Source organism: Bifidobacterium goeldii (assembly GCF_003951095.1).
GTDB classification, from domain to species: domain Bacteria; phylum Actinomycetota; class Actinomycetes; order Actinomycetales; family Bifidobacteriaceae; genus Bifidobacterium; species Bifidobacterium goeldii.
Map to the genome: position 1 here is coordinate 315008 of NZ_QXGL01000002.1, position 22025 is coordinate 337032.

Below are 22025 nucleotides of genomic sequence, written 5' to 3' on the forward strand. Positions count from 1 at the left end.
CCGCCTCACTCGCAACTCGAAAAACTACGTTGTGCGCTTTTTATCGCAATTGTTCAATGCCGATCATTCCAGCGCCAAGTCCGATATCTCTTGTGCGTTTTCACCGCACTCGCTGTGTGGTTTTGTGCGATCGGCTCTAAGCCACGGCGTGTCGCACTTCGCTCAGTACAACCCCGCGCGGGTAAACAACCGTTGAATTCTCACGCGCCACGGCGGAAAATTCATCGCGTCGCCGATTGAATTCGCCTAAAGTAGGAAGCTATGGCACAAACATTTGACGCACCTTCGAAGGCCATTCTGCGCAGCCAAATCGCTGAGCACATCGCCGAAACAGACAAGCCCGACAAGCGCGAACCGCAGGCCGGCGAAGAGCCATTACCTGCAGATCGCTACTTTGACCGCGAACTCAGCTGGCTAAAGTTCAACCAGCGCGTTCTTGAGCTCGCAGAAGACGAAGACCAGCCACTGCTGGAACGCTGCAATTTCGCCGCAATCTTTGCCTCCAACCTTGATGAGTTCTTCATGGTTCGTGTCGCCGGCCTCAAGCGCCGTATCGACACTGGCATCGCCGTCACCGCAGCCAGCGGCTTAAGCCCACGCCAACAGCTGCGTTCGATTAGCGAACAAGCTCACCGCCTGCAGAACGAGCACGCGCACTATGTCATCGAGCACCTGCTGCCAGCCCTGAGCGAAGAGCACATTGTGCTGCTCAGCTGGGATAAGCTCACCAACGCCGAGCAGGAGCGCCTGTCGCGCTACTACCGTCAGCAGGTCTTCCCGGTGCTCACCCCGCTCGCCGTCGACCCGGCTCACCCGTTCCCGTACATTTCCGGTAACTCCCTGAACCTCGCCGTTTTGGTGGAGAACCCGACCTCCGGCAAGTCCCACTTCGCGCGTGTGAAGATCCCGGGCAACATGCCGCGCCTGGTGCCCGTTGACGACCTAACCGATGAGGAGAGCCGCGAGGAGCGCTTCGGCTTCATCACAATGGAGAACCTCATCATCGCGCACCTCGAATCCCTGTTCCCGGGCATGATCATCAAGGAGGCGCGCTCCTTCCGCGTCACGCGTAACGAGGACATCGACGTTGAAGAGGATGACGCCGAGAACCTGCTCAACGCGATGGAGAAAGAACTGCTGCGCCGCCGCTTCGGACCGCCGATCCGTCTCGAGATCTCCGACGCCACCAGTCCGTTCCTCTCCCAGCTGCTCGCCGACCAGCTCGGCGTCAACCCGGAGGAGGTCTACCGTCTGCCGGCGCCGCTCGACTTCACCGTGCTGTTCGAACTGCAGTCACTTGACCGCCCGGATTTGAAGAACCGCCCGTTCATCCCGACTACCAATCGTCAGATCGCCGAAGTCGAATCGAGCCGCGCGCAGGACATCTTCGCCGCTATCCGCGAGCGCGACATCCTGCTGCACCACCCTTACGATTCGTTTTCAACGTCAGTTCAAGCGTTTCTGGCACAAGCTGCGGCAGATCCTAAGGTTCTAGCCATTAAGCAGACGCTGTACCGCACCAGCTCTAACTCGCCGATTATCGACGCGCTGATTGACGCTGCACACGCGGGCAAGCAGGTGCTGGCACTGGTGGAGATCAAGGCTCGTTTCGACGAGGACGCCAACATTGCGTGGGCTCGCAAGCTCGAACGCGCCGGCGTGCACGTCGTCTACGGCATCGTCGGTTTGAAGACGCACTGCAAGCTCATTGAAGTGGTGCGCCAAGAGCAGGACGGCCTCAAGCGCTACTGCCACGTGGGTACCGGTAACTACAACCCGAAGACCGCACGACTGTATACCGATTTGGGCCTGCTGACATGCGACCCGGTGGTTGGCCAGGATCTGACTCGCCTGTTCAACCAGCTGAGCGGTTACGCGCCGAAGTCGAGCTTCCATCGTCTGCTCGTCGCTCCGCGTACTGTGCGCACTGGCTTGATTCAGCGCATCCGCCGCGAGGAGGATGCCGCGAAGGCTGGTAAGGAAGCGTGGATTAAGATCAAGGTCAACTCGATCGTTGACGAGAAGACGATTGACGCACTGTACCGCGCTTCGCAGGCTGGTGTGAAGATCGACATTGTCGAGCGTGGTATTTGCGCGCTGAAGCCTGGCGTTCCAGGCTTGAGCGACAACATTCGCGTGCGTTCGATTCTCGGCCGCTTCCTCGAGCACAGCCGTATTTACGCGTTCTGCAACTCCGACGGCCCGCAGATCGGCGAAGGCCCGATCTCTGGCCCGGAAGTGTGGATTGGTTCTGCCGATCTGATGCACCGCAACCTTGACCGCCGTGTTGAGGCTCTGGTGCGCATTACCGCTCCGGAGCAGGTGGACGAGCTGATTCGCTACGTGGACTTGCAGATGGCTGATTCGACCGCGAGCTGGCACATGCAGCCTGACGGCACCTATGTGCACCATTCGCGTGATGATGAGGGCCGCCCGCTGGTGGATTGCCAGGAGTACCTGATTCGCAAGCACACGCGTCGCCCGCGCACGAACAACTGACAGCAGCACGCTGCCAGCAACACACCCCCTGTGAGCGATAACAAAATGCTCACGGATTGCATTCAGATCGTGTATCGTAGTGCCAAAATCAAGATCTGAACGACAATGGCCGACCCACACCGGGTCGGCCATTGTCGTTCCTGCCCGCAAACAACGTAGTCAACGTGCGCGTGGGGCATAATGGAAGGGTGAGTGGTGACGTGAAGATCGTAGAAGCCGCAGGTGCGGTACTGTACCGTCGCAATACCGATTTTCAGGGGTGGATGAAGTTCTCTGATTATGGTCACAAGCCGGAGGGAGCCAGCCCGCAGTCGGTATTCGACACGATCGAAGTGTGCATCGTACACCGACCGAAATATGACGATTGGAGCTGGCCGAAAGGCAAGCTGGAAGTCAACGAAACGCATCGACATGCGGCCGTGCGCGAAGTCAGCGAAGAAACCGGCCTGCCAGTAGCACTCGGCCCTTCCCTTGGCGAAATCGAGTATCCGCTTGCTGAAGAAGGCAAGAAAACCCGGCGTTCTAAAGACCGCACGGTTGATACGAAACATATTTTGTACTGGATGGCGTCAGTCATCACGCCCGAAGAGCGCGAACGGCTGACTGACGCGTTCGGCCCCGTGCACCGTGCCGATATCGGCGAAATCGACAAAATCATTTGGGTCAGCGTGCAGCAAGCTCGGCACATCCTCACGCATTCAACTGATCGAGATATTCTCGCGCTGTTTGTTGACCGCGTGCAACAAGGCGCCGTGGATGGCGATACGCTGCTGCTGGTGCGTCACGGTAAAGCCGAGCCGCGTAAATTGTGGAAGGGCACGGATGCGAAACGCCCAATCACGCCGAAGGGTTCAGCCGCAGCCTACTCGCTCGACCGCGAACTAGCTTGCTACAACCCGACTCGACTCGTAACCTCCCCGTGGATTCGCTGCCAGCAAACTATCCAAATGCTCTCGTGGCAAACTGGGTTACCACTGCACATGGCTGATGAGCTTACTGAAGACGCGTTCGCTGAAGATCCCGATCGTGCTTGGAAGTGTTTCGAGCGCGAGCTTGCCTACACGCTACAACACCGCGGCGCGACTGCAGTGTGCATGCACAGGCCGGTTATCGGCGGCATTTTTGACCATTTGCGCCCACTGTGCAGTGAGCCATCACTGGCGAAGAAGCTCATTCCTTCATCGCCATATATGCCTACGGGCACTGCTATTGCACTGTTTGTAGTGCAAAGCGAACATGGTATGAAAATCATCGATATTCAGAAAGTTGCTCCACTTGTCTACTAGCCTGCACTACGGTTCGCATTCCATCGTCTCCAGCCGTACTGGTTTTACGCCTACTGGCTCACCGCGTCCTTCGCGCCCGGGGCAGATTGACCCGGGTTTGATTGAAGGCATTGCGGGCGGCGCTGACCCTGAGGTGATTACTGAAATGAGTCACGCTTCTGCCGCCGCGCTGCTTGACCGCGTGCATCATACTGAGGATGCGGCGCTCGTGGACCGTGTGCTGACACTGGTGGACCGCGAAGGCGTGGATGTGATCGCAGAATTATGGAGTCATGCGGAACCGGATTCGCTGCCGGGGATTTTGTGGCGACTGTATTTGCTGCGCACATGGATGCGTAAGAATCGCGATTCGATTTCGCGCTTGTGGCGCGTCGGCGAGCCCGTGGCGACGACTGCGAGCGCGATTGCTGGTGTGGATCAGGCGCCGACTGAGGATGATATTGCGCGCACTGCTGACTCGATTCTCACGGGCGCGTTTACCGGCGATTTTGCTGTGGCGCTGGAGCGTGCGGGCGCGTTTACTGATGTTGTGGTGTTGGGATTGCGCGTGGAATCGAAGCATATGACCGAGCAGGCTGCACTGTTGGGCGCGGATGGTAATGCGCCGACATTGCGCGCGAAAGCTGCGCGACTCATGCATACTGCCGGCAATCTGTCGGTGACTGCTAAGGATTTCCGCCATGGTGCAGTGTTGTGGAGGCGCGGCAAGCTGGAGTAGGCGACCTGCGCTCGCAACACGCGCGCGCAGAAGACCATACGTACCCGCTATACTGATATCCGCGTCGGGCCATGCATAGCCCCGGGCTCCATTTTTTGCCGCTGCGAGCGGCCTTTGCGCCGACAGGCGCTTTCGTGGTTCGGCGCTTTATTTTTTCTTTTCTTTGCTGCACCCGGATGCACTTGGTTCACGGTGGCATTCGATTCCATGCCGATGAACACCGTGAGTGCCTCCAACCCTGCGATTACGGACTTCGCTCCGTGAAGGCTCAATTCAACTTTCATTCGCCTATCGATCCATTCAGACCAACACTACAAAAAGCCCACCGGTCTTTTGGCTTTACGCGTTGGCCTATGCGCCCAATGTGGCGATAGGGACTACAAGGATGCCGTCGGAACGACGGTAAGCTTTGTGGCCGCGACCGGTGAGAAACATCATGAACTCGGGGTCACGAACTTGTGCTTGAGGGTTGCCACAAATCTTATGGCGGAATGATTCAAGTTTGGCAGCATTATCGTCCGTGACTTTCAAATCACTGAGTTTGATCTCAATAGCACCCCAACGCCCATCAGCCAATTCAATAATCACATCTACCTCAAGCCCCTTATCATCGCGGTAGTAAGCGATACGATTGCCAGAACCGGGCATAGCTGACAGATACACGCTGAGATCACGTATGCACAATGTCTCAAACAAATCCCCCAAAGTCTGCGTATCCCTCAGCAAAATCTGTGGCGTCGCACCCAACACCGCCGCCGGCAATGACGGATCAATAAAATACCGTTTCGCAGTAGTACGCACACGGCTTTTCGCACGCAACGGCGGCTCCCAGCCCTCCAAGTCAGTAAGCAAATACAAGCTCTTGAGCATCTCAAGATAGCTTTTCACCGTCTGAATATCCGGCTCGCGCCGCTCATCGCCATAAGCCATATCTCCAGCGAGAGTCGTATATCGCGGCGCTTGCGCAACATTCATCGCCAAAGCGCGCATCAGCGCACGCGTTGTCTCTGAGCTTCGGTTCATACGTGGAACGCTAACATCTAATACGCTGGCAATATATTCGCCGGGAATTTCTAAAGCAAATTCATCATCCAAGTCAAGATTGGCCGGCCAGCCACCACGGCAGCACCACCGCGCCACGTCCGCGATATCAGTATTACACTGCGCTGGTTTGAATTCTCCGTCAAACAATGCAGACAAGCTCACCGCACCAGTAGATTGCCCAGATTCCGACAAACTCATCGGCCACATACGAAGACGAGCAATGCGCCCGGTACCACTGTGGTGAATAACATCGGTGTCCTTCGGCACGGCAGAACCAGTAAGAATGAGTTGACCCTTGCGATTTGCATTGTCATCCACATGTCGACGCGCAGCATCCCAAATCTGCGGCACATCCTGCCACTCATCAACCAAATGTGGTTCTTTACCCATAAGCACCAATGCGGGATCTGTCTGCGCAGCGGCGAACGTGGCCGCATCATCCAGACGATCCGCACTACGAGCTTGAGACAGTGCCGTCCACGTTTTTCCACACCATTTTGGACCGACAATCTCCACAGCGCCGAACGCTTTAAGCAGCTTACGTAATCGATCATCTACGATTCGCGGCCGATAGTTCGACTTCAGCAGCACACTGTCCGCCATCTCAAAATCGCTCATATTCCAACCTTTTACCATCAACCATCCGCTGTAATATCGATTTTACACCCACATCATTCCATGGTTTACGCCAATTTCGTTCCATGGTTTACGTCAATTCCATTCCATAGTTTACGCCAATTTCATTCCCGGTTTTACACCAAATATGGCTATGCGACTGCGCCGGCTAGGATTCAACCAGTGGCGTGATGCGCACGATACGGGCGTTTAAGCGCTCGACGATGTCGTGGTGATGCGTGGAGATGAGTACGGTTTTGCCGGCGGCAACGAAGGCGCGCAGCACGTCGACCACGATGTCGGTATTGCGTTCATCCAGTCCGTCGGTTGGCTCGTCAAGTACGAGCAGATCGGGATTGAGTGACATACAGCAGGCGATCGCGACGCGCTTCTTTTCGCCGCCAGACAGTCGATACGGCGCACGATCGCGCAATTGACTCAGTCCAAACAACGCGATCACGTCATCCACGCGGTGAGTAACTTCCGCATCCGGCAATCCCATTTGCATCGGGCCAAAGGCAATTTCCTCCTCGACTGAGGGGCAGAACAGCTGCGTGTCCGAATTCTGAAACACAAATCCCACATGCTGATGCAGAGCCTTTGCGAACAGACTGTTCTTCGCCTCGACTATCGATCGCTTCACCGACGTGCCGCCGAGTCGGTAATCACCAGAATCAGGGAATTCCAACGCGTTGATAATCCGCATGATTGTAGTCTTACCGGCACCATTCGGGCCAAGTAGCGCAACACATTCACCACGGTTAATCGTCATCGAAAACCCGCGCAGCACCGGATGCGCATGTCCATCACTGTGACCACGATACGAGAAATCAATATCGGAAAGTTCTACCAACGGATCGCCGCGAAACCACTCGGCACCAACGCTACTGTTCGCGTTACGCGTTCCCAACATGGCAGCTCTCCTTTCCAAGATCGTTCAATGTTCACAACGACCACCCCCTCCAATATTGGATGTATGTGGGGAAAATCGGACACCGTAAACAGAAAGTGGGGAAAACAATGCCATGAAAGGCGCCAAAAAGCCGTTTTCACGGCCCTTTTTCACCACATCCGTTTCTTGAAGGCCCATTTTCACCACATCTACCGAATTTGAAGGGGATTGTTGATTCTTTTTCATCTCAGATACACCGCGAACGCAATCATCGCGGCCACCACAACCGCATACACCGCGTTAGGCACAGTCAGCCAGCGTTCGCACCACACACGGTAGTGCCCATCGAATCCGCGGCACATCATCGACTCTGCCATCTGCCGCGCTTGCGTATTCGCGCGCAAAAATAACGCGCCCACCAGCCGCCCTGCAGACATGAGTTTGCGGGAATCTCGGCCAACACTGCGCAATCGCAGCGCGTCCAGAAGCTCCTCCATCGAACGACCCAGCACATCAAGAAACTGGATGGTCACATCGCACACATACACCACCGAATCCGGCACACCAAGGCCGCGAAGGCCCGCTATCAGCCGGTTCCAAGGTACCGTGCGCGCAAGCGTAATCACCAACGACACGGCCACAAAAGCGCGCACAACCAGCCGTACAGGAGCGTCAGTTTGACCTACCAACACCGCGGGCAGTGCAATCACAAAACTGAGCGCACACACCGCCAGTGTTGGCTGAAGCACAGCCGCAATCAGTCGTGCCGGGCGCACGGCCAGCGCAACCAGCACAACCGCGAGCATGACATATGCGAACAGCATATTGCGCGTCGCATTCACACAGATGATCGCTGCCAGCACGCCAATCAATCGCAACGATGGCGCCACACGGCACAGCGCGCGGTCAAGCGGACTGTGTGTAATGTTCGCTGGCTCGCCAATTTGCGCAAGCATAGCGCCAATGTGACCAAGATTGCGTTCAATAAACGATGACCGGTCGGTGGGAGGATCATACTGTTCGGATTCACGCAGCCACGCGGGCAACACAACAGTGGCCGGCAGCGCAGCAGAGGATGCCGCGCGGCGATCTGCACGATGAGTTATGCAATGATCTGCACAGTGAGCTGGCTGGGCATGCGAATCGTTGATATCAGGCATGCTTGGTGCTCTTCGTGCGCACAGCAAGCGCGAGCAGACGGAAGATGATAGTCAGCGCAGCGATGCCAATTACCGCGGACAGCAGGTAGCCAACCACGTCCGGCAGGCCAGCCAGCGAATAGTCAGGCAGCACCGCGTTCCACGTGAACCCGTGCGCAATATACTGCGGCACGTAGTCCAGCCCGGTCGCGGCCATGAAATCCTCAGCACCCCACTCACCCCAAGCGTCGCCGGTAGCGAGCAGGCCGATTGGCGAGAGCAGCGCAACCACGGCGAGCGCAATCCACGCAGATCGACGCAAGCCTGAGCGCGACGAACCGTGTGCCACTGACGTTGTGTTCGCGGACGGCTGGTTTGCGTTTGCGTTCGCTTCGATGGCGCCAATACGCACGATTTCAGGCGCGCTTTGGCGAACGAATTCAACGACGACAACGGTCATCAATCCTTCAACAATGCCAGCCACCGCAAGGTGTGGGATCAGCATGGCGGGAATCGTTACCGCAAGGCCGAACGGAAAGTAGAGCGACTGGCCGGCAGCATCATGGAACAGCATCGGCTGAATACCGAGCTCAATCGCCACGCACAATGCAGCGAGCGTAATGCCAACGTATCCAGCAGCGAATTGCGCGATACGCCCAGTCAGGCGGCCACTTTGCGAGGCAGCAGACTTCACATCCCGCGCTGCGTCACGCTCACGGTCACGCCCCCGGTCACGCTCACGACCTTGCATCGCGCGCGCCACGCGCCGCAGCAGCACGTACACTCCATACGCGGCAAACGGCAGCACTACAGCCATATTGAAGCAGTTCGCACCAAGCGTGATCAGGCCGCCATCGCCGAAGAGCAGTGCTTGCAATAGCAGCGCCACCGATACGGCGATCGTGGCATACTGCGGCCCAAGCAGCAAAGCGATGAGCGCCGCGCCCACGCCATGCGCAGTCGTGCCGCCGGGAGTAGGCACGTTAAACATCATGACAAGGAATGAAAACGCCGCGCCCGCGCCTAAATACGCCATTTTTTCGGGGCTGGCTTCGCGCATAACCGAGCGCATGCACAGCACCCAAATAGGAATCATGATCACCCAAAACACCGCGCCGGTGGATAGCGAAACGAAATTATCGGGAATGTGCATGGCAATCGTCATGGTGCCGGAGGTTGGTGTCATGCGCGTCTTCCTTCCTGTCTTTCTCTCAAGGGCAGGTGGTCGTTGTGAATGGCAACGTAATATCACATCTTTGATTCAGCTTGTGCACGCTGCCCGTCAAATGGCTGCGATTATTGCGAAACGCCGACGCAGCGTTCACGTGTTTCGTATCGTGGGCATGATTTTTCAAGTATTTTTTTGATGTATTCCGCGCTCTTTCGCGGGCTTTTGTGCGCGATGGTGTGCGCCTGCGATGATTCGTTACAAACGATCGCAATCGCGCTCGTACACTGTCCCTCAGTTCAGTCGGCGGCAGCGATGATCGCCGACGCGAGCATGCAGATAACGGAAGGAGCGCGGATGATCGCCAAGGAGATTACCGGCAACATCATCGAGCAGCATTACGACGACGGCAAGCTCAACGTGCCGATCGCGTTCGACTGGTTCGAAACAGACAAGAAGCGCATGCGCAAGGTTGCCGAGGACGGCACCGAGTTCGGCGTGATGGTCGGGCGCACGATCAAGGACGGCGACGTGCTCGCCGAAACCGAGGACAAGCGCTATTTCGCGCGCATCAAGACCGCTCAGCTCATCGAGATCCCGGTGAGCTCAATGAAGGAAATGGGCCGCTTGTGCTTCGAGCTGGGCAACCGTCATCTGAGCCTCAAGGTCGAGAACGACCGCGTGCTGGTGCCGTACGACCACCCGACGATGGAGTACACGAAGAAGATCGGCTACGAGCCGCACATCATCGAGGGTGGCTTCGACGGGTTCCTGATTGTCAAGGCGCACGCTGGCTCGGGCACGATCATTCCGGGCACGAACAAGACCACGGGCGACGTGGCCGAAGAAGAGCAAGAAGCCGAAGCAGACGCCGACTGGGCCGCAAAAGAGGCCGCGAACGGCGGGGCGAGCGCGGCGGCCGGTCACGGTCACGATCACGGTGAGCACGGTCACGCGCACCACGGCGATCACGCGCACGGTCACCATCACGATCACGTCCACACCGAATCCGGCGTCGATGCTGATCATCCATACGAACTCAAACCGGGCGAATACGAGTCGAACGGCGTATTGCACCGCCCCGACGGCTCGCACAGTCACGACGGCGGCCGCACCTGGCACACGCACTGACGCAAGATCGGCCAACTATTGAATCCCTACGGACGCAATGAGATAGGTCCTGACTACCCCTCAGTCACTGCGTGACAGCTCCCCTGGCAAGGGGAGCCAAGAAATTGAGCACCCCGATCACACGAAAGCCGCCACATGAACGTTAACGAAACCGAAGCGCGACGCCTCGCCATGCTGCAGGTGTGCGACAGCGTGTTCCCTGTGGGCGCGTTCGCACTGTCGAATGGCATGGAAACGTTCGTACAACGCGATTTTCTGCGCCGCGGCCCCGACTTCGAGCAGTATATGAAGAACTATCTCGAAGTCGCACCGTACAAAGAGATCGGCCAAATGGTGATCGCTGGCCGGTACGCGACCGACGCGCGCCTGTCAGAGCGCGGATTGGCCACCAAGCTGATTGAACTGGACGAGCTTGCGAGCGCATTACAATCCGCGCGCGAGATTCGCGAGGGCAGCGAACGCATGTGCACGCGACTGATCAAGCTTGCGGACCAGATGGACGCCGGCTGTGATCAGCATTCGCCGTCCCTTGACCTGTACGCTGAGCTGATTCGCGGGGGGCGCTGCCGTGGCTTGCATTCGATCGCGATGGGACTGTATGCGGCCGACCATGCGCCGGATGTGCGCGATGCGGCGATCATGTACGGCTATTCGCTGCTCAGCGCACTGACAATGTGCGCCGCGAAAGCAATTCCCCTAAGCCAGTACGCGGGCCAAGTCGCATTGCATGATTCGTTCCCACGGCTCGTGCGCGCGGTTGACATCGCGATGACGCTCAAAACCGACGATCTGGGCATTTCCGGCGCCTACCTCGACATCGCCGCCATGCAACACGAAACCCTATATTCGAGGCTGTATATGAGCTAACTGTACGGATAACCGAGGCGGCTGGCGGCATATGCGATGCGCGACCGTAAGCAGCGCAGGCGTGTGCTAAGCTCCGCGAGCACACGCCGGAGCGAAGCCGAGCGGCTCTGAGCGTGTCGCGCATCGCATATGCCGCCAGCCGCCGGGCATCGCAACCACCTATCATTACCCATCCACCACACAAAGGAGAACCCCATGTCATACGTACGCATTGGCGTTGCCGGCCCCGTCGGCTCGGGCAAGACCGCGCTTATCGAGCGTCTCACTCGCAAAATGGCCGACGAATACAGCATCTGCGTCGTCACGAACGACATCTACACCAAGGAGGATGCTGAGTTCCTCATCGAGCACAGCCGCCTATCGCCCGATCGTATTGTCGGCGTGGAAACCGGCGGCTGCCCGCACACCGCCATCCGCGAGGACTGCTCAATGAACCTTGAAGCGTGCGAGGAAATGGCCCGCACGCATCCGGATGTGCAGATTATGTTCGTCGAGTCGGGCGGCGACAACCTGTCCGCCACGTTCAGCCCTGACCTCGCCGATGCGACGATCTACGTGATCGCTACCGATGAGGGCGACAAAATCCCGCGCAAGGGCGGTCCAGGCGTGACGCGTTCTGATTTGCTGGTGATTAACAAAGCTGATTTGGCGCCGCTGGTGCATGCTGACTTGGATGTGATGGCCCGCGATAGTAAAAAGATGCGCGGCGATCGCCCGTTTATTTTCACTGATTTGATGGGCGGCGACGGCGTGGACGACGTGATCGAATGGATCAAAAAGTCCGTGCTGTTCGAGGATATGTGATCCGCACGTATTTCCGCAGGAGTTAGCCATGCCCAGCAGCACATTCCGCTTGTCTACGGCGTTCCGGCACGGGCGCACGAAAATCGACGACGTGTATTTTGAGGCGCCGTTTAAGCTGATGACGCCGTTTACGAACGGCAAGCATTCAGATTTCATTGTGATGCTCGCTTCGCCGGGTTTTTTGAAGGGCGATGAAGCGCATATTGCGATCGATTTTGGCCCGGGTACGGATTCGACGATAAAGACGCAGAGTTATGAGAAGGTGCTCAACACTGGCGACGGTTCGGCGTCGCGCACGATTGACTTGACTGTGCAGGGCGACGCAAAAGCTGTGTTTCTGCCGTTTCCGGTGATTCCGTTCCAAGGTAGCTCGTTCGAAAACCATACGAGTGCGCATATTGCGGCTGAGTCGACGTTTGTGTATGCGGATGTGGTGACGTGCGGACGCGTGGGTATGGATGAGCGTTGGGCGATGCGACGGTTTGCGAATCGACTGCGTGTGGTTGTTGACGAGCCGACTGCGGTTGCGGCGGCAGCTGACTCGTCTGCTGGAGACGCAGCGAGTTGCCGTCGCGGACGGCCGCCGAAGGTCGAATCGCATGCGCGGCTTGCGTTTGCGGATCGACTGCTGTTGGAGCCAGCTTCGTTTGATTACACGGAGATGGGCATGTGGCGGTCGTTTACGCATTGCGGCGTGCTGTACGCGCATCTGCCAGAAATCGACCCGGCGGCGGCTGATATGGATGCAGATACGTCGTCCGCCGCGGTCGCCGCGCGCATTGAGCAGGCGCGTATCGCCGCCGAGGATGCGCTGATCGATCGTATCCGTTCGCATGCTGATTCGGTCGGTTTTACCGGCGAGTTGGGTGTGAGCCGCGCGATTAACGGCGTGTGCGTGCGTCTGCTCACTACGCGTGGTGATGACGCTTTTGACTTCATTAAGGACGTGGCCGACATGGTCACTGAACGGTAAGCGATTCCTTACTATGCAGTGACATCGCCGTCTACGCATCACTCAGCGTGAGATATTTCACAAGCAACACGATTTTCAGCTGGCTTTCAGAATTTGTTGACCTCTCCACCAGAACCCCACAGGTACCGTTCACAGTAACGAAAAACCATAGACCCCGCGCAATCACTCGATTGCACACTGGGATGTACCATCCCGCGGGGCTGTGGACGGGGAATATCTTCAGGGGAACACTAATGAAAGCGACTATTACTAAGACGCTCATCGCTGTCGTAGCGGGGCTGGCCATCGTGGCTGACGCGTTCTTGCTGTTCGTGAAACCGCATCTGGCACGGCAAGCTACAGCCGATGGCAGCGCACTGGCATCATCTGGCAGCGGCGCATCAGACTCGACAAGCTCTAATGGGGCAGAATCGTCCCAAGACAGCTCATCGTCCGGCACTTCCAGCTCATCCTCCGCTGGCGAGCTCACAGACGGCACGTACACGTCCGTCGCCTCCCCAAACGAGTACGGCGAAATCCAGCTGCAAGTTACGGTCGAAGGCGGCAAAATCACCAAGATCACTACGATTAAAGCGCCAACGCACGGTCGATCGCAGTCGGTGAACGCGCAGGCAATCCCGGCGCTTACCGAACGGGCGATTAGCGCGCAGAGCTCCGATATTCAATTTGTTTCAGGAGCTACTGAAACTTCGACAGCGTTCGTCAATTCGCTGCAGGACGCTATCAACCAGTCGCTGAACGCCAGCAAGTGACCACGCCACTCTGCCGATCCGCACATAGCTCTGTTCCAACAGCCATGGCCACACCACATTACGCCATTAGAGCGCGCGTGATCCACGCGATGACTATCCCGTTTACCATCCAGCTTGTCGCAGACAACCAAGCACATCAGCTCGATGCATTACTCGACGAGGTGACGCCTCGCATTGAAGCGTTTCTCGCCGATGTTGATGTGACCTTCTCGCCGTTTCGCGATGATTCACAGGTTGCCGCCGCCCGACGAGGAGATTGGTCGGCGCTGCTGAGTCCTGGCCCGCTCGATAGGTTTGGCCGCAATAACTCCCCTACCGCGTTTGCTGAAATCTACGCACTCTGCCAGCAAGCAAAAGACCTGACCGATGGATATTTCAACCCAATGCATGCCGGCGTCTACGATCCAACTGGCATCGCCAAAGGTTGGGCCGTGGAACAGGCGCATCGTCGGTTTCTTAAGCCACTGCTTGATGCCGGCCGCTGTGAGGCCGCAGCAATCGGCGGCGGAGGCGATATTCAAACTGCTGTACGCGACGATAGCGGTTTCGAGTGGAATATCGGCGTGGCTGACCCGTTCGATGCGTCCAAAACCCTGCACACGATCGCCCCGCACACGATCACAGCACACACGATCACAGCGCGTAACGCCGGCATCGCCACGTCAGGCACGACTGCGCGCGGCGAGCACATCACCCGCACCGCGCACGATCTTGCGCAAGCTACCGTTGTCTGCGACCGTCTTACCTTCGCGGACATGTGGGCAACGACCGCGATTAGCGCTGGCGAACAAGCCTTCCAAACTCTCGTTTCCCGCAACGACATCGCACGCGCAACTGTTATGGCGATATTGGTCCGCACAGATGGCAGTATCGCCGAAATCGGAGCAGATTCCAATTCTTTCCATCGTCATTAATCCCCGCCACTACTCATCATCACAGACCATCAAGGATCAGCCATGAAATTCATTACCTCGCATATCGCCCTGGCATGGGCCACAGTGCTGTTCATTGTGCCGTTGCCGTTCCTCGCGCTGCTCGCTGCAAACTATCCCGCCCTGTATGCTGACACGATGTTTGGGGCGGAAATTGGCGTCGTCGCGTACACGTGGATGCTGGCGGCCGTGTATCTCGCCTGCCGCCCGCGATGGGTGGACCGCACGGTCGGCCTGCCGCACATGTATATGATTCACGGCGTGCTGGCGATTCTGGCGATCGTGCTGGCATTCCTGCACCAGAGCCTATTGCCGGGCGCGGGCGCGCTGATTAGTCTCACGGGCCATGTGGGGCTGTACCTGTTCATTGCGGTTGCGGTCTGGTCGCTGGTGTTTATGGCCGGGTGGCTGACTTCACGCGTCGCATGGCTTGCGCGACTCAAACGCGCATTGGAGCGTCTGTTCCGCCATGAGATGAGCGTGTGGCTGCATCGTCTCAATCTGGTAGCGATTGCACTGATTGTTATCCACGTGCACGCGATCGACTACATTGCTTCAAACCGATCGTTTCTTCTGCTGTTCGACGCTGCGACGATCGCAGTGTTTGCTTACTACGCGTGGAGTTCGGTGAGCCGTCGCGCGTTCGCACTGCGCGGCCGGGTGGCTTCGGTTCGCTCGATCGCGCCGCGTGTGACCGAGCTGAATGTGGCGATTGACAATAGCGCGTCAACAACACAGCCGCGTTGGAATCCGGGCGATTTTGCGTTCATTGCATTCCTCGGCGTACGCGGCATGCATGAGTTGCATCCATTCTCGTTGACGAACTCGTATGCAGCCGAGGCCGACGGGCGCGACCCGAGCGCGGGCGCTCCCCCGGTCATGTCGTTCGCGATTCGCGCCGATGGTGATTTCACGTCGAAGATTGCTTCGTTGAAGCCCGGCGAACGGGTGAAGGTCGTGCCGCCGTATGGCCGCTACGCCGAATTCATCAAGGAGCATGATGCGCAAACTGGTCACGCTACGCCGCTGGTGCTCATCGCAGGCGGTATCGGCGTCACGCCGCTGATCGGCGTGCTGACCGCTTACGCCGGCGGCAAGAACGGTACGAACGGCGCGAATGGCCGCGGGCGTATTGTCGATTTTCTGTACACCGCCCGTTCGGAGCGTGATGTTATCTACCGTGATGAGCTGCAACAATTCGGTGCTGCGCACGCGCCGAACACGCGCGTGAGGCTCACGACCGGGCATGCCAACGAGTCGCTGATTGCGCCGATGATCCGCCCGGGCGCGATTTATCTTATTGCCGGCCCGATGCCGATGATGGACGCCGTGCGTGAGATTCTCGCTCAGCACGGCGTCGCATCAACCGACATCTACTATGAGCCGTTTGCAATGTGAGCTCCTAGGCTCGAAAACAAGCTCACAGCAACATCAGCACAGACTCAGAACAGGAAATACCGCTGCGTGAGCGGCAGTTCGTAGGCCGGGTCGGAGTGGACGAGTTCGCCGTCGACAGTCACCTGGAAGGTTTCCGGATTGACTTGAATGTCGGCGAGCACGTCATTGAACTTGAGGTCCTTCTTGCCCACTGTGCGGCAGCCGCGCACCGGCAGCACTTGGCGAGCCAAGCCCAGCTTGCCCTTGATGTCGTCGTCGTAGGCGGCCTGCGAGACGAACGTGGCGCACGAGTTGCTCAGCGCGCGGCCGAGCGCGCCGAACATGTCGCGGTAGTAGACCGGCTCAGGCGTTGGAATAGAAGCGTTCGCATCGCCCATGCGCGAGTAAGCGATCGAACCGCCCTTAATCACCATCTCCGGCTTCGCGCCGAACATGGCCGGCTGCCAGAGCACCAGATCGGCCATCTTGCCAACCTCGATAGAGCCCACATAGTCGGCAATACCATGCGTGATAGCCGGGTTGATCGTGAACTTGGAGACGTAGCGCTTCACGCGGAAGTTGTCGTTGCGGTTATTGTCGTGCGCATCCTCCGGTAGCGGCCCGCGCTGCTTCTTCATCTTGTCGGCGGTCTGAATCGTGCGCGTGATGACTTCGCCCACGCGGCCCATTGCCTGCGAATCGGAGCTCATCATCGAAATGATGCCCATATCGTGCAGCACGTCCTCCGCGCCGATCGTCTCAGGGCGAATGCGCGAATCAGCGAAGGAAATATCCTCCGGCACGTTGCGGTCGAGGTGGTGGCAGACCATCATCATGTCGAGGTGCTCGTCGATGGTGTTGCGCGTGTACGGCATGGTCGGATTCGTGGAGCTCGGCAGCACGTTCGGGAAGCCGGCCGCGCGAATAATATCCGGCGCGTGGCCACCGCCGGCGCCTTCTGTGTGGTACGTGTGGATTGCGCGGCCCTTGAACGCGGCGATCGTGTCCTCCACGCAACCGCCTTCGTTGAGCGTATCGGTGTGGATAGCAACCTGCACGTCCATTTCATCCGCGACGCCAAGGCACGTGTCAATCACGGCCGGAGTAGAACCCCAATCTTCGTGGATCTTCAGGCCCGCAGCGCCTGCGCGAATCTGCTCGCGCAGCGGCTCAGGGCTCGAATCGTTGCCCTTGCCTAGATACGCGATGTTGACCGGCAGCGCTTCGGCAGCTTCGATCATGCGCGCCAGGTGGAACGCGCCCGGGTTACAAGTAGTCGCGTTGGTGCCGTCCGCAGGGCCAGTACCGCCGCCGACCATCGTGGTGACGCCGCCGGCGAGCGCGGTGCGAATCTGCTGCGGGGAGATGAAGTGGATGTGCGTGTCGAGTCCGCCTGCAGTGACGATGAGCCCTTCGCCGGCAATCGCTTCGGTACCAGAGCCGACAGCGAGTCCGGGGGTAACACCGTTCATGGTCTGCGGGTTGCCGGCTTTGCCGATCGCGCTGATCTTGCCGTTTTTAATGCCGATATCAGCCTTGTAGATACCGGTCCAATCGACAATAAGCGCATTGGTAATAACGGTGTCGGGCGATTCTGCGTCGAGTTGTACGGAGCTTTGGCCCATGCCGTCGCGGAATGATTTACCGCCACCGAATTTAAGCTCGTCGCCGTAATGCGTGTAGTCTTTTTCGACTTCGATAATCAGGTTGGTGTCGCCGAGGCGCACGCGGTCGCCGGTGGTTGGGCCGAACATGCCTGCGTAGTCTTTGCGCGTAATGGTTTTGCTCATGATGTTCCGCTCCCCGTTCTCAGATTCCTAGGAATCCCTGCTCGTGCGCTTTGGCGAATGCGGCTTCGCGCACCTGTGGATCGTCGAGTTGGCCTTCGACGAGCGCGCTGAAGCCGTGGATTTCGCGCGTGCCGCCAATGTCAATGAGCCGTACGCGGTGTGCTTCGCCAGGCTCGAATCGCACTGCGGTGCCGGCGGGGATGTCGAGTCGCTTGCCGTAGGCGGCTTTGCGATCGAACTTCAAGTACTTGTTGACTTCGAAGAAGTGGAAGTGCGAGCCGATCTGAATTGGTCGGTCGGCGGTGTTGACTACGTCGAGTTCGATTGCGTCTTTGCCGTCGTTGATGGTCAGGTCGTCGTCGGCGAGTAGATATTCGCCAGGTACGAGCTTTTCAGTGGTTTCGATTGGATTGTGAATGGACACGAGTTTGGTGCCGTCGGGGAAGGTGGCTTCGACTTCGACGACTTCGAGCATTTCGGCGACGCCGTCCATCACGTCTTCGGGCTTGAGGAGTGTGCGCCCGTATTGCATAAGCTCGGCAACGGTTGCGCCTTCGCGTGCACGTTCCACGCATTCGGAGGTGATGAGCGCAATCGCTTCTACGTAGTTGAGTTTCACACCGCGTGATTTGCGGTCTTTGGCGAGCTGGCCCGCCAAATACAACATCAGTTTGTCGGTCTCCCGTGGAGTAAGTCTCATCAGGCCCCCATCGTCGTTGCTAGCAGTTGCAGCATTTGCGATTGCGTACTGCAGATCGCGAATCGCCGTAATTCTACGGCCGCAATACAAACGGCATGTTTCCACGTTCCGCAATACGGCGAGTGGGTGGGATGGGGAGAGGTCAGGGCCGCGCAGACACACGAGAAGCGCGTGGAAACGCACGCAGACGCACGTGAGTGACGCCAAAGGGCGTCATCCAACCGGTCACCGATTTATAGAATCGTAATTTATTAAATTACGATTCTATAATTTCAGTCCATCGAGCCTCATCGGCGATAACGAGCCGAGCACAACGGCAAAAACAATGAAGTTTGAGCACTGCAAGGCGAAAACCGCTCATTAATCAATGATGCAGAAGTTCCGACGATGCCATTGCCTCCAATCTCATCAAAGTATAGAATCGTAATTTAATAAATTACGATTCTATAAATCGGAAAGAAAGCGCAATCGTCATGTTCGTAGGCAGAGCAAGAGAACTCGCAACGCTGGAGCGCCGCTGGAAATCCTCACAATTCGAATGTGTCGTCGTGTATGGCAGAAGGCGGGTAGGCAAGACCACTCTCATCAACCATTTCCTTGATGGTCGCCCCACGATCTTCTTCCCGGCCATCGAATCCAACATGACCGGCAACCTTGAAGCGCTCAGCCGTAGCATCGCCATGTATCGATCCGCAGCCGGGGGGAATATCACCGACGCTTCTTATACGGCGACGGATTCCTTCCCCGTCTACCGCGATTTCGCGTCGGCATTGGATGCGATATTCGAGCTCGCCCAACGGCAACGCATCGCCTTCGTCATCGACGAGTACCCATATCTTGCCAAAGCGGACCGCTCTGTCAGTTCCGTCCTGCAACATGCCATCGACCGAAACAAGGACGACAGCCGACTCATGATCATATTGTGTGGATCATCGATGTCGTTCATGGAGCGTCAAGTGCTTGGTTACGCCAGCCCGCTATACGGACGACGTACCGCACAAATCAAAGTGGAACCATTCGGATACACCGAGGTTCGCGAATTTCTGCCACGATTCAAGGCCGAGGACGCGGCCATCGCCTACGGCCTGACCGACGGCATTCCGCTGTATTTACGCCAAATCGATGACACCACAAGCATTCGCGATAATATCCGCTGGAACATCATTGACCCGGATTGCTATCTGTTCGAAGAGCCCGGCAATCTACTTAAGCAAGAGCTGCGCGCACCAGCGGAGTACAACACCGTCATTCAGGCCATCGCATCCGGCGCGTCCCGATCGAACACTATCGCCACAGCCTGCCATATGGAGGCGTCATCATGCGCCACATACCTGCGCAACCTTATCGATCTGGGCATTCTATACAAGGAGACCCCATTCGGCGAAAGCTCGCCGCGCAAAACGATCTATCGCATCGAGGACTCATTCTTCCGCTTCTGGTACCGCTACGTACCGACGAATATGTCACTGATTCGTTCCGGCAACGCCGATATCGCCGCGGATCACATCATGACGTCGATTAATGACTTCATGGGCGCGGTATTCGAAGATATTTGCACGCAATGGCTGTGGGCCCATAACACCACCGGCGCACTACCATTTCTCCTTCTCGACGCAGGCCGTTGGTGGGGAGCCGATCCAAGAACGCGCAGTCAGGAAGAGATCGACATCGTCGCCACCGGGGAGAACCCGAAGACCATGCTGTTCTGCGAATGCAAATGGCGTAGTGTAGCTGTAGACCTACGTCAGCTTGAGACATTACGCAGCCGGGCAGAGTTGCTGCACCCCCAGAACAGCCATTACATGCTGTTTTCCAAAAACGGATTCGACGAGCATGTCATCGCCCGCGCAAAGCAGGACGGCGATGTAACGCTGGTGGATTTCGCCGATATGTGATAGGCGGCAATACGGGGCAGGGCTTAGAATCGGCGCGTACGAAAAAGCAAGGAGAACTGACACCAATGGCCATCAACCATCGTCACCCAGCGACCATCATCGAGATCCAGGAAACCCCGCAGAAGACCATTAATGTAACTCGTGCGCATTTTGCGGTGTTGTTCGCCGTACTGGCAACACTGGCCATGACGCTGACTATGTTCGCGATTCCTGCGACCGCTACTGCCGCAGATACCGCTAGCACCATCGAATACTCAGGCGAGAAGGCGACCGACGTGCTGGCTGAGCTGAAGACTAAGGGGCGCGCGTCGAAGACCGGCTATGCGCGTACGCGTTTCGGCGCAGCATGGGCAGATGTGGACCATAATGGCTGCGATACGCGCAACGATATTCTTCAGCGTGATCTGACAAACGTGATCTACAAGCCGGGCACGCATAACTGCATCGTCAAGTCCGGCACGCTCGATGACCCGTACACTGGCAAGACCATTAATTTCAAACGTGGCAACAAAACGAGCAGTGCCGTACAAATCGACCACGTGGTTGCACTGTCTGACGCTTGGCAGAAAGGCGCGAAAAAGCTATCCAAAGCACGCCGTACACAGCTTGCCAACGACCCGTACAATCTGCTTGCAGTCGACGGTCCGGCCAATCAGCAGAAAAGCGACGGTGATGCAGCGACCTGGTTGCCGAAAAACAAGTCATACCGCTGCAATTACGTGGCGCGCCAGATCGGCGTAAAAGCAAAGTATTCGCTGTGGGTCACCAAAGCCGAGCGCAAAGCGATGACGAAGGTGCTTTCCAGCTGCCCCACGCAGACTGTGCCAGAAGACGACAGCCTGACGGGCACTGACGATAAGAACGCCACGAGCACCAATGCCACGGACACCGCCGATACGAGCGGCACGGGTAGCGCGAATGCCAGTAATTCCAGCTCCGCCGCCGATTCTGGCAACTCCACCGGTTCCGATACCGCTGCGACCACGCCGGACACACCATCTCAGAATGCCGAGCAGTCCACCCAGCAAAACACTCAGCAGGATGCAAACGTCTACTACCAGAACTGCGCAGCCGTGCGCGCTGCCGGCAAAGCACCGCTTTATCAAGGTCAGCCTGGGTATTCCACTAAGCTGGATCGCGATCGCGACGGCGTAGCCTGCGAGTAGTCAACAACCAGCACATCCAATGCAGTTACAAAATCCCTAACGTACCCGCATTGCGAGTAAACCCCACACGAACGGGGCGCAGCTCATCACACTGAGCTGCGCCCCGTTCTTTATAAATCTCTATCGAGCTCCTATTAATCTCCGCTGTTTTCAACCATTTCCCGCTTAAGCGGCGAAATAATCCAGAAACCCCACTTGCCATGCACGGAAACAATAGTGAAACGGAGTTGATACTTCTTTCCGACATTATGTGTTTCATGCAACACAGTTGCATATT

General features: G+C 57.5%; 20 protein-coding genes. 12 read left to right on the forward strand and 8 right to left on the reverse strand.

Annotation, left to right across the window (positions count from 1 at the left end; all coding sequences use genetic code 11):
- Positions 1–261 precede the first annotated feature (261 nt).
- The 3 genes from D2E25_RS04905 (at position 262) to D2E25_RS04915 (ending at position 4503) form a co-directional block, all read left to right on the forward strand.
- Entirely contained in the window at positions 262–2499 is a 2238-nt protein-coding gene (locus D2E25_RS04905; RefSeq protein ID WP_125980360.1) for an RNA degradosome polyphosphate kinase, read from the forward strand.
- A 263-nt stretch (positions 2500–2762) separates the two neighbouring features.
- Positions 2763–3785, forward strand: a complete 1023-nt coding sequence (locus D2E25_RS04910; RefSeq protein WP_164514729.1) for an NUDIX hydrolase — start codon at positions 2763–2765, stop codon at positions 3783–3785.
- Position 3786: 1 nt separating this feature from the next.
- Positions 3787–4503 (forward strand): hypothetical protein, encoded by a 717-nt coding sequence (locus D2E25_RS04915; RefSeq protein WP_125980532.1) that lies wholly within the window; start codon positions 3787–3789, stop codon positions 4501–4503.
- Positions 4504–4550: 47 nt separating this feature from the next.
- Here D2E25_RS04915 and D2E25_RS04920 read toward each other — a convergent pair whose 3' ends face one another.
- The 6 genes from D2E25_RS04920 to cbiM form a co-directional block, all read right to left on the reverse strand.
- The gene (locus tag D2E25_RS04920; protein WP_125980365.1) at positions 4551–4787 is read right to left on the reverse strand and encodes a hypothetical protein; all 237 of its coding nucleotides are present in this window, start codon (positions 4785–4787) and stop codon (positions 4551–4553) included.
- A 67-nt stretch (positions 4788–4854) separates the two neighbouring features.
- Positions 4855–6165 carry an ATP-binding protein gene (locus tag D2E25_RS04925; RefSeq protein WP_125980367.1) on the reverse strand — a complete coding sequence of 437 codons (1311 nt, stop codon included), beginning with the start codon at positions 6163–6165 and terminating at the stop codon, positions 4855–4857.
- Between the two features lie 166 nt (positions 6166–6331).
- Complete coding sequence (locus D2E25_RS04930) at positions 6332–7075, reverse strand: energy-coupling factor ABC transporter ATP-binding protein (RefSeq protein WP_125980370.1); 744 nt, start codon at positions 7073–7075, stop codon at positions 6332–6334.
- Positions 7076–7099: 24 nt separating this feature from the next.
- Positions 7100–7300 (reverse strand): hypothetical protein, encoded by a 201-nt coding sequence (locus D2E25_RS04935; RefSeq protein ID WP_125980372.1) that lies wholly within the window; start codon positions 7298–7300, stop codon positions 7100–7102.
- Positions 7297–8214 (reverse strand): energy-coupling factor transporter transmembrane component T, encoded by a 918-nt coding sequence (locus tag D2E25_RS04940; protein WP_125980375.1) that lies wholly within the window; start codon positions 8212–8214, stop codon positions 7297–7299. Before D2E25_RS04940 ends, D2E25_RS04935 begins: the two co-directional genes overlap by 4 nt.
- A complete protein-coding gene (gene cbiM / locus D2E25_RS04945; RefSeq protein WP_206430736.1) occupies positions 8207–9379 on the reverse strand; it encodes a cobalt transporter CbiM in 1173 nt (390 codons plus the stop codon). The genes D2E25_RS04940 and cbiM overlap by 8 nt, the downstream gene beginning before the upstream one ends.
- A gap of 339 nt (positions 9380–9718) precedes the next feature.
- On the opposite strand from cbiM, the gene D2E25_RS10675 reads away from it, so the two are divergent.
- The 7 genes from D2E25_RS10675 (at position 9719) to D2E25_RS04985 (ending at position 16218) form a co-directional block, all read left to right on the forward strand.
- Positions 9719–10492: an urease accessory protein UreE gene (locus tag D2E25_RS10675; protein ID WP_241217021.1), complete on the forward strand. Its 774-nt coding sequence runs from the start codon at positions 9719–9721 to the stop codon at positions 10490–10492.
- Positions 10493–10627: 135 nt separating this feature from the next.
- Positions 10628–11359, forward strand: coding sequence for an urease accessory protein UreF (locus D2E25_RS04960; RefSeq protein ID WP_125980377.1), 732 nt, complete (start codon positions 10628–10630; stop codon positions 11357–11359).
- Between the two features lie 195 nt (positions 11360–11554).
- The gene (gene ureG, locus D2E25_RS04965; RefSeq protein ID WP_125980379.1) at positions 11555–12163 is read left to right on the forward strand and encodes an urease accessory protein UreG; all 609 of its coding nucleotides are present in this window, start codon (positions 11555–11557) and stop codon (positions 12161–12163) included.
- A gap of 28 nt (positions 12164–12191) precedes the next feature.
- Entirely contained in the window at positions 12192–13136 is a 945-nt protein-coding gene (locus D2E25_RS04970) for an urease accessory protein UreD (protein ID WP_125980381.1), read from the forward strand.
- Between the two features lie 233 nt (positions 13137–13369).
- Positions 13370–13888: an FMN-binding protein gene (locus D2E25_RS04975; RefSeq protein WP_164514722.1), complete on the forward strand. Its 519-nt coding sequence runs from the start codon at positions 13370–13372 to the stop codon at positions 13886–13888.
- 89 nt (positions 13889–13977) lie between these two features.
- Complete coding sequence (locus D2E25_RS04980; RefSeq protein ID WP_164514723.1) at positions 13978–14802, forward strand: FAD:protein FMN transferase; 825 nt, start codon at positions 13978–13980, stop codon at positions 14800–14802.
- A gap of 42 nt (positions 14803–14844) precedes the next feature.
- Positions 14845–16218: a ferric reductase-like transmembrane domain-containing protein gene (locus D2E25_RS04985; RefSeq protein ID WP_125980389.1), complete on the forward strand. Its 1374-nt coding sequence runs from the start codon at positions 14845–14847 to the stop codon at positions 16216–16218.
- A gap of 44 nt (positions 16219–16262) precedes the next feature.
- Here the strand turns inward: D2E25_RS04985 and ureC are convergent, their stop codons facing one another.
- Together ureC and ureA are read right to left on the reverse strand one after the other, a co-directional pair.
- Complete coding sequence (gene ureC, locus D2E25_RS04990) at positions 16263–17987, reverse strand: urease subunit alpha (RefSeq protein ID WP_125980391.1); 1725 nt, start codon at positions 17985–17987, stop codon at positions 16263–16265.
- Between the two features lie 19 nt (positions 17988–18006).
- Positions 18007–18687, reverse strand: a complete 681-nt coding sequence (gene ureA, locus D2E25_RS04995) for an urease subunit gamma (protein ID WP_125980393.1) — start codon at positions 18685–18687, stop codon at positions 18007–18009.
- Between the two features lie 473 nt (positions 18688–19160).
- Here ureA and D2E25_RS05000 point away from each other — a divergent pair, with 473 nt between their 5' ends.
- Positions 19161–20582 carry an ATP-binding protein gene (locus D2E25_RS05000; RefSeq protein ID WP_125980395.1) on the forward strand — a complete coding sequence of 474 codons (1422 nt, stop codon included), beginning with the start codon at positions 19161–19163 and terminating at the stop codon, positions 20580–20582.
- A gap of 197 nt (positions 20583–20779) precedes the next feature.
- Positions 20780–21748, forward strand: coding sequence for a GmrSD restriction endonuclease domain-containing protein (locus D2E25_RS05005; protein WP_241217034.1), 969 nt, complete (start codon positions 20780–20782; stop codon positions 21746–21748).
- Positions 21749–22025: the final 277 nt, after the last annotated feature.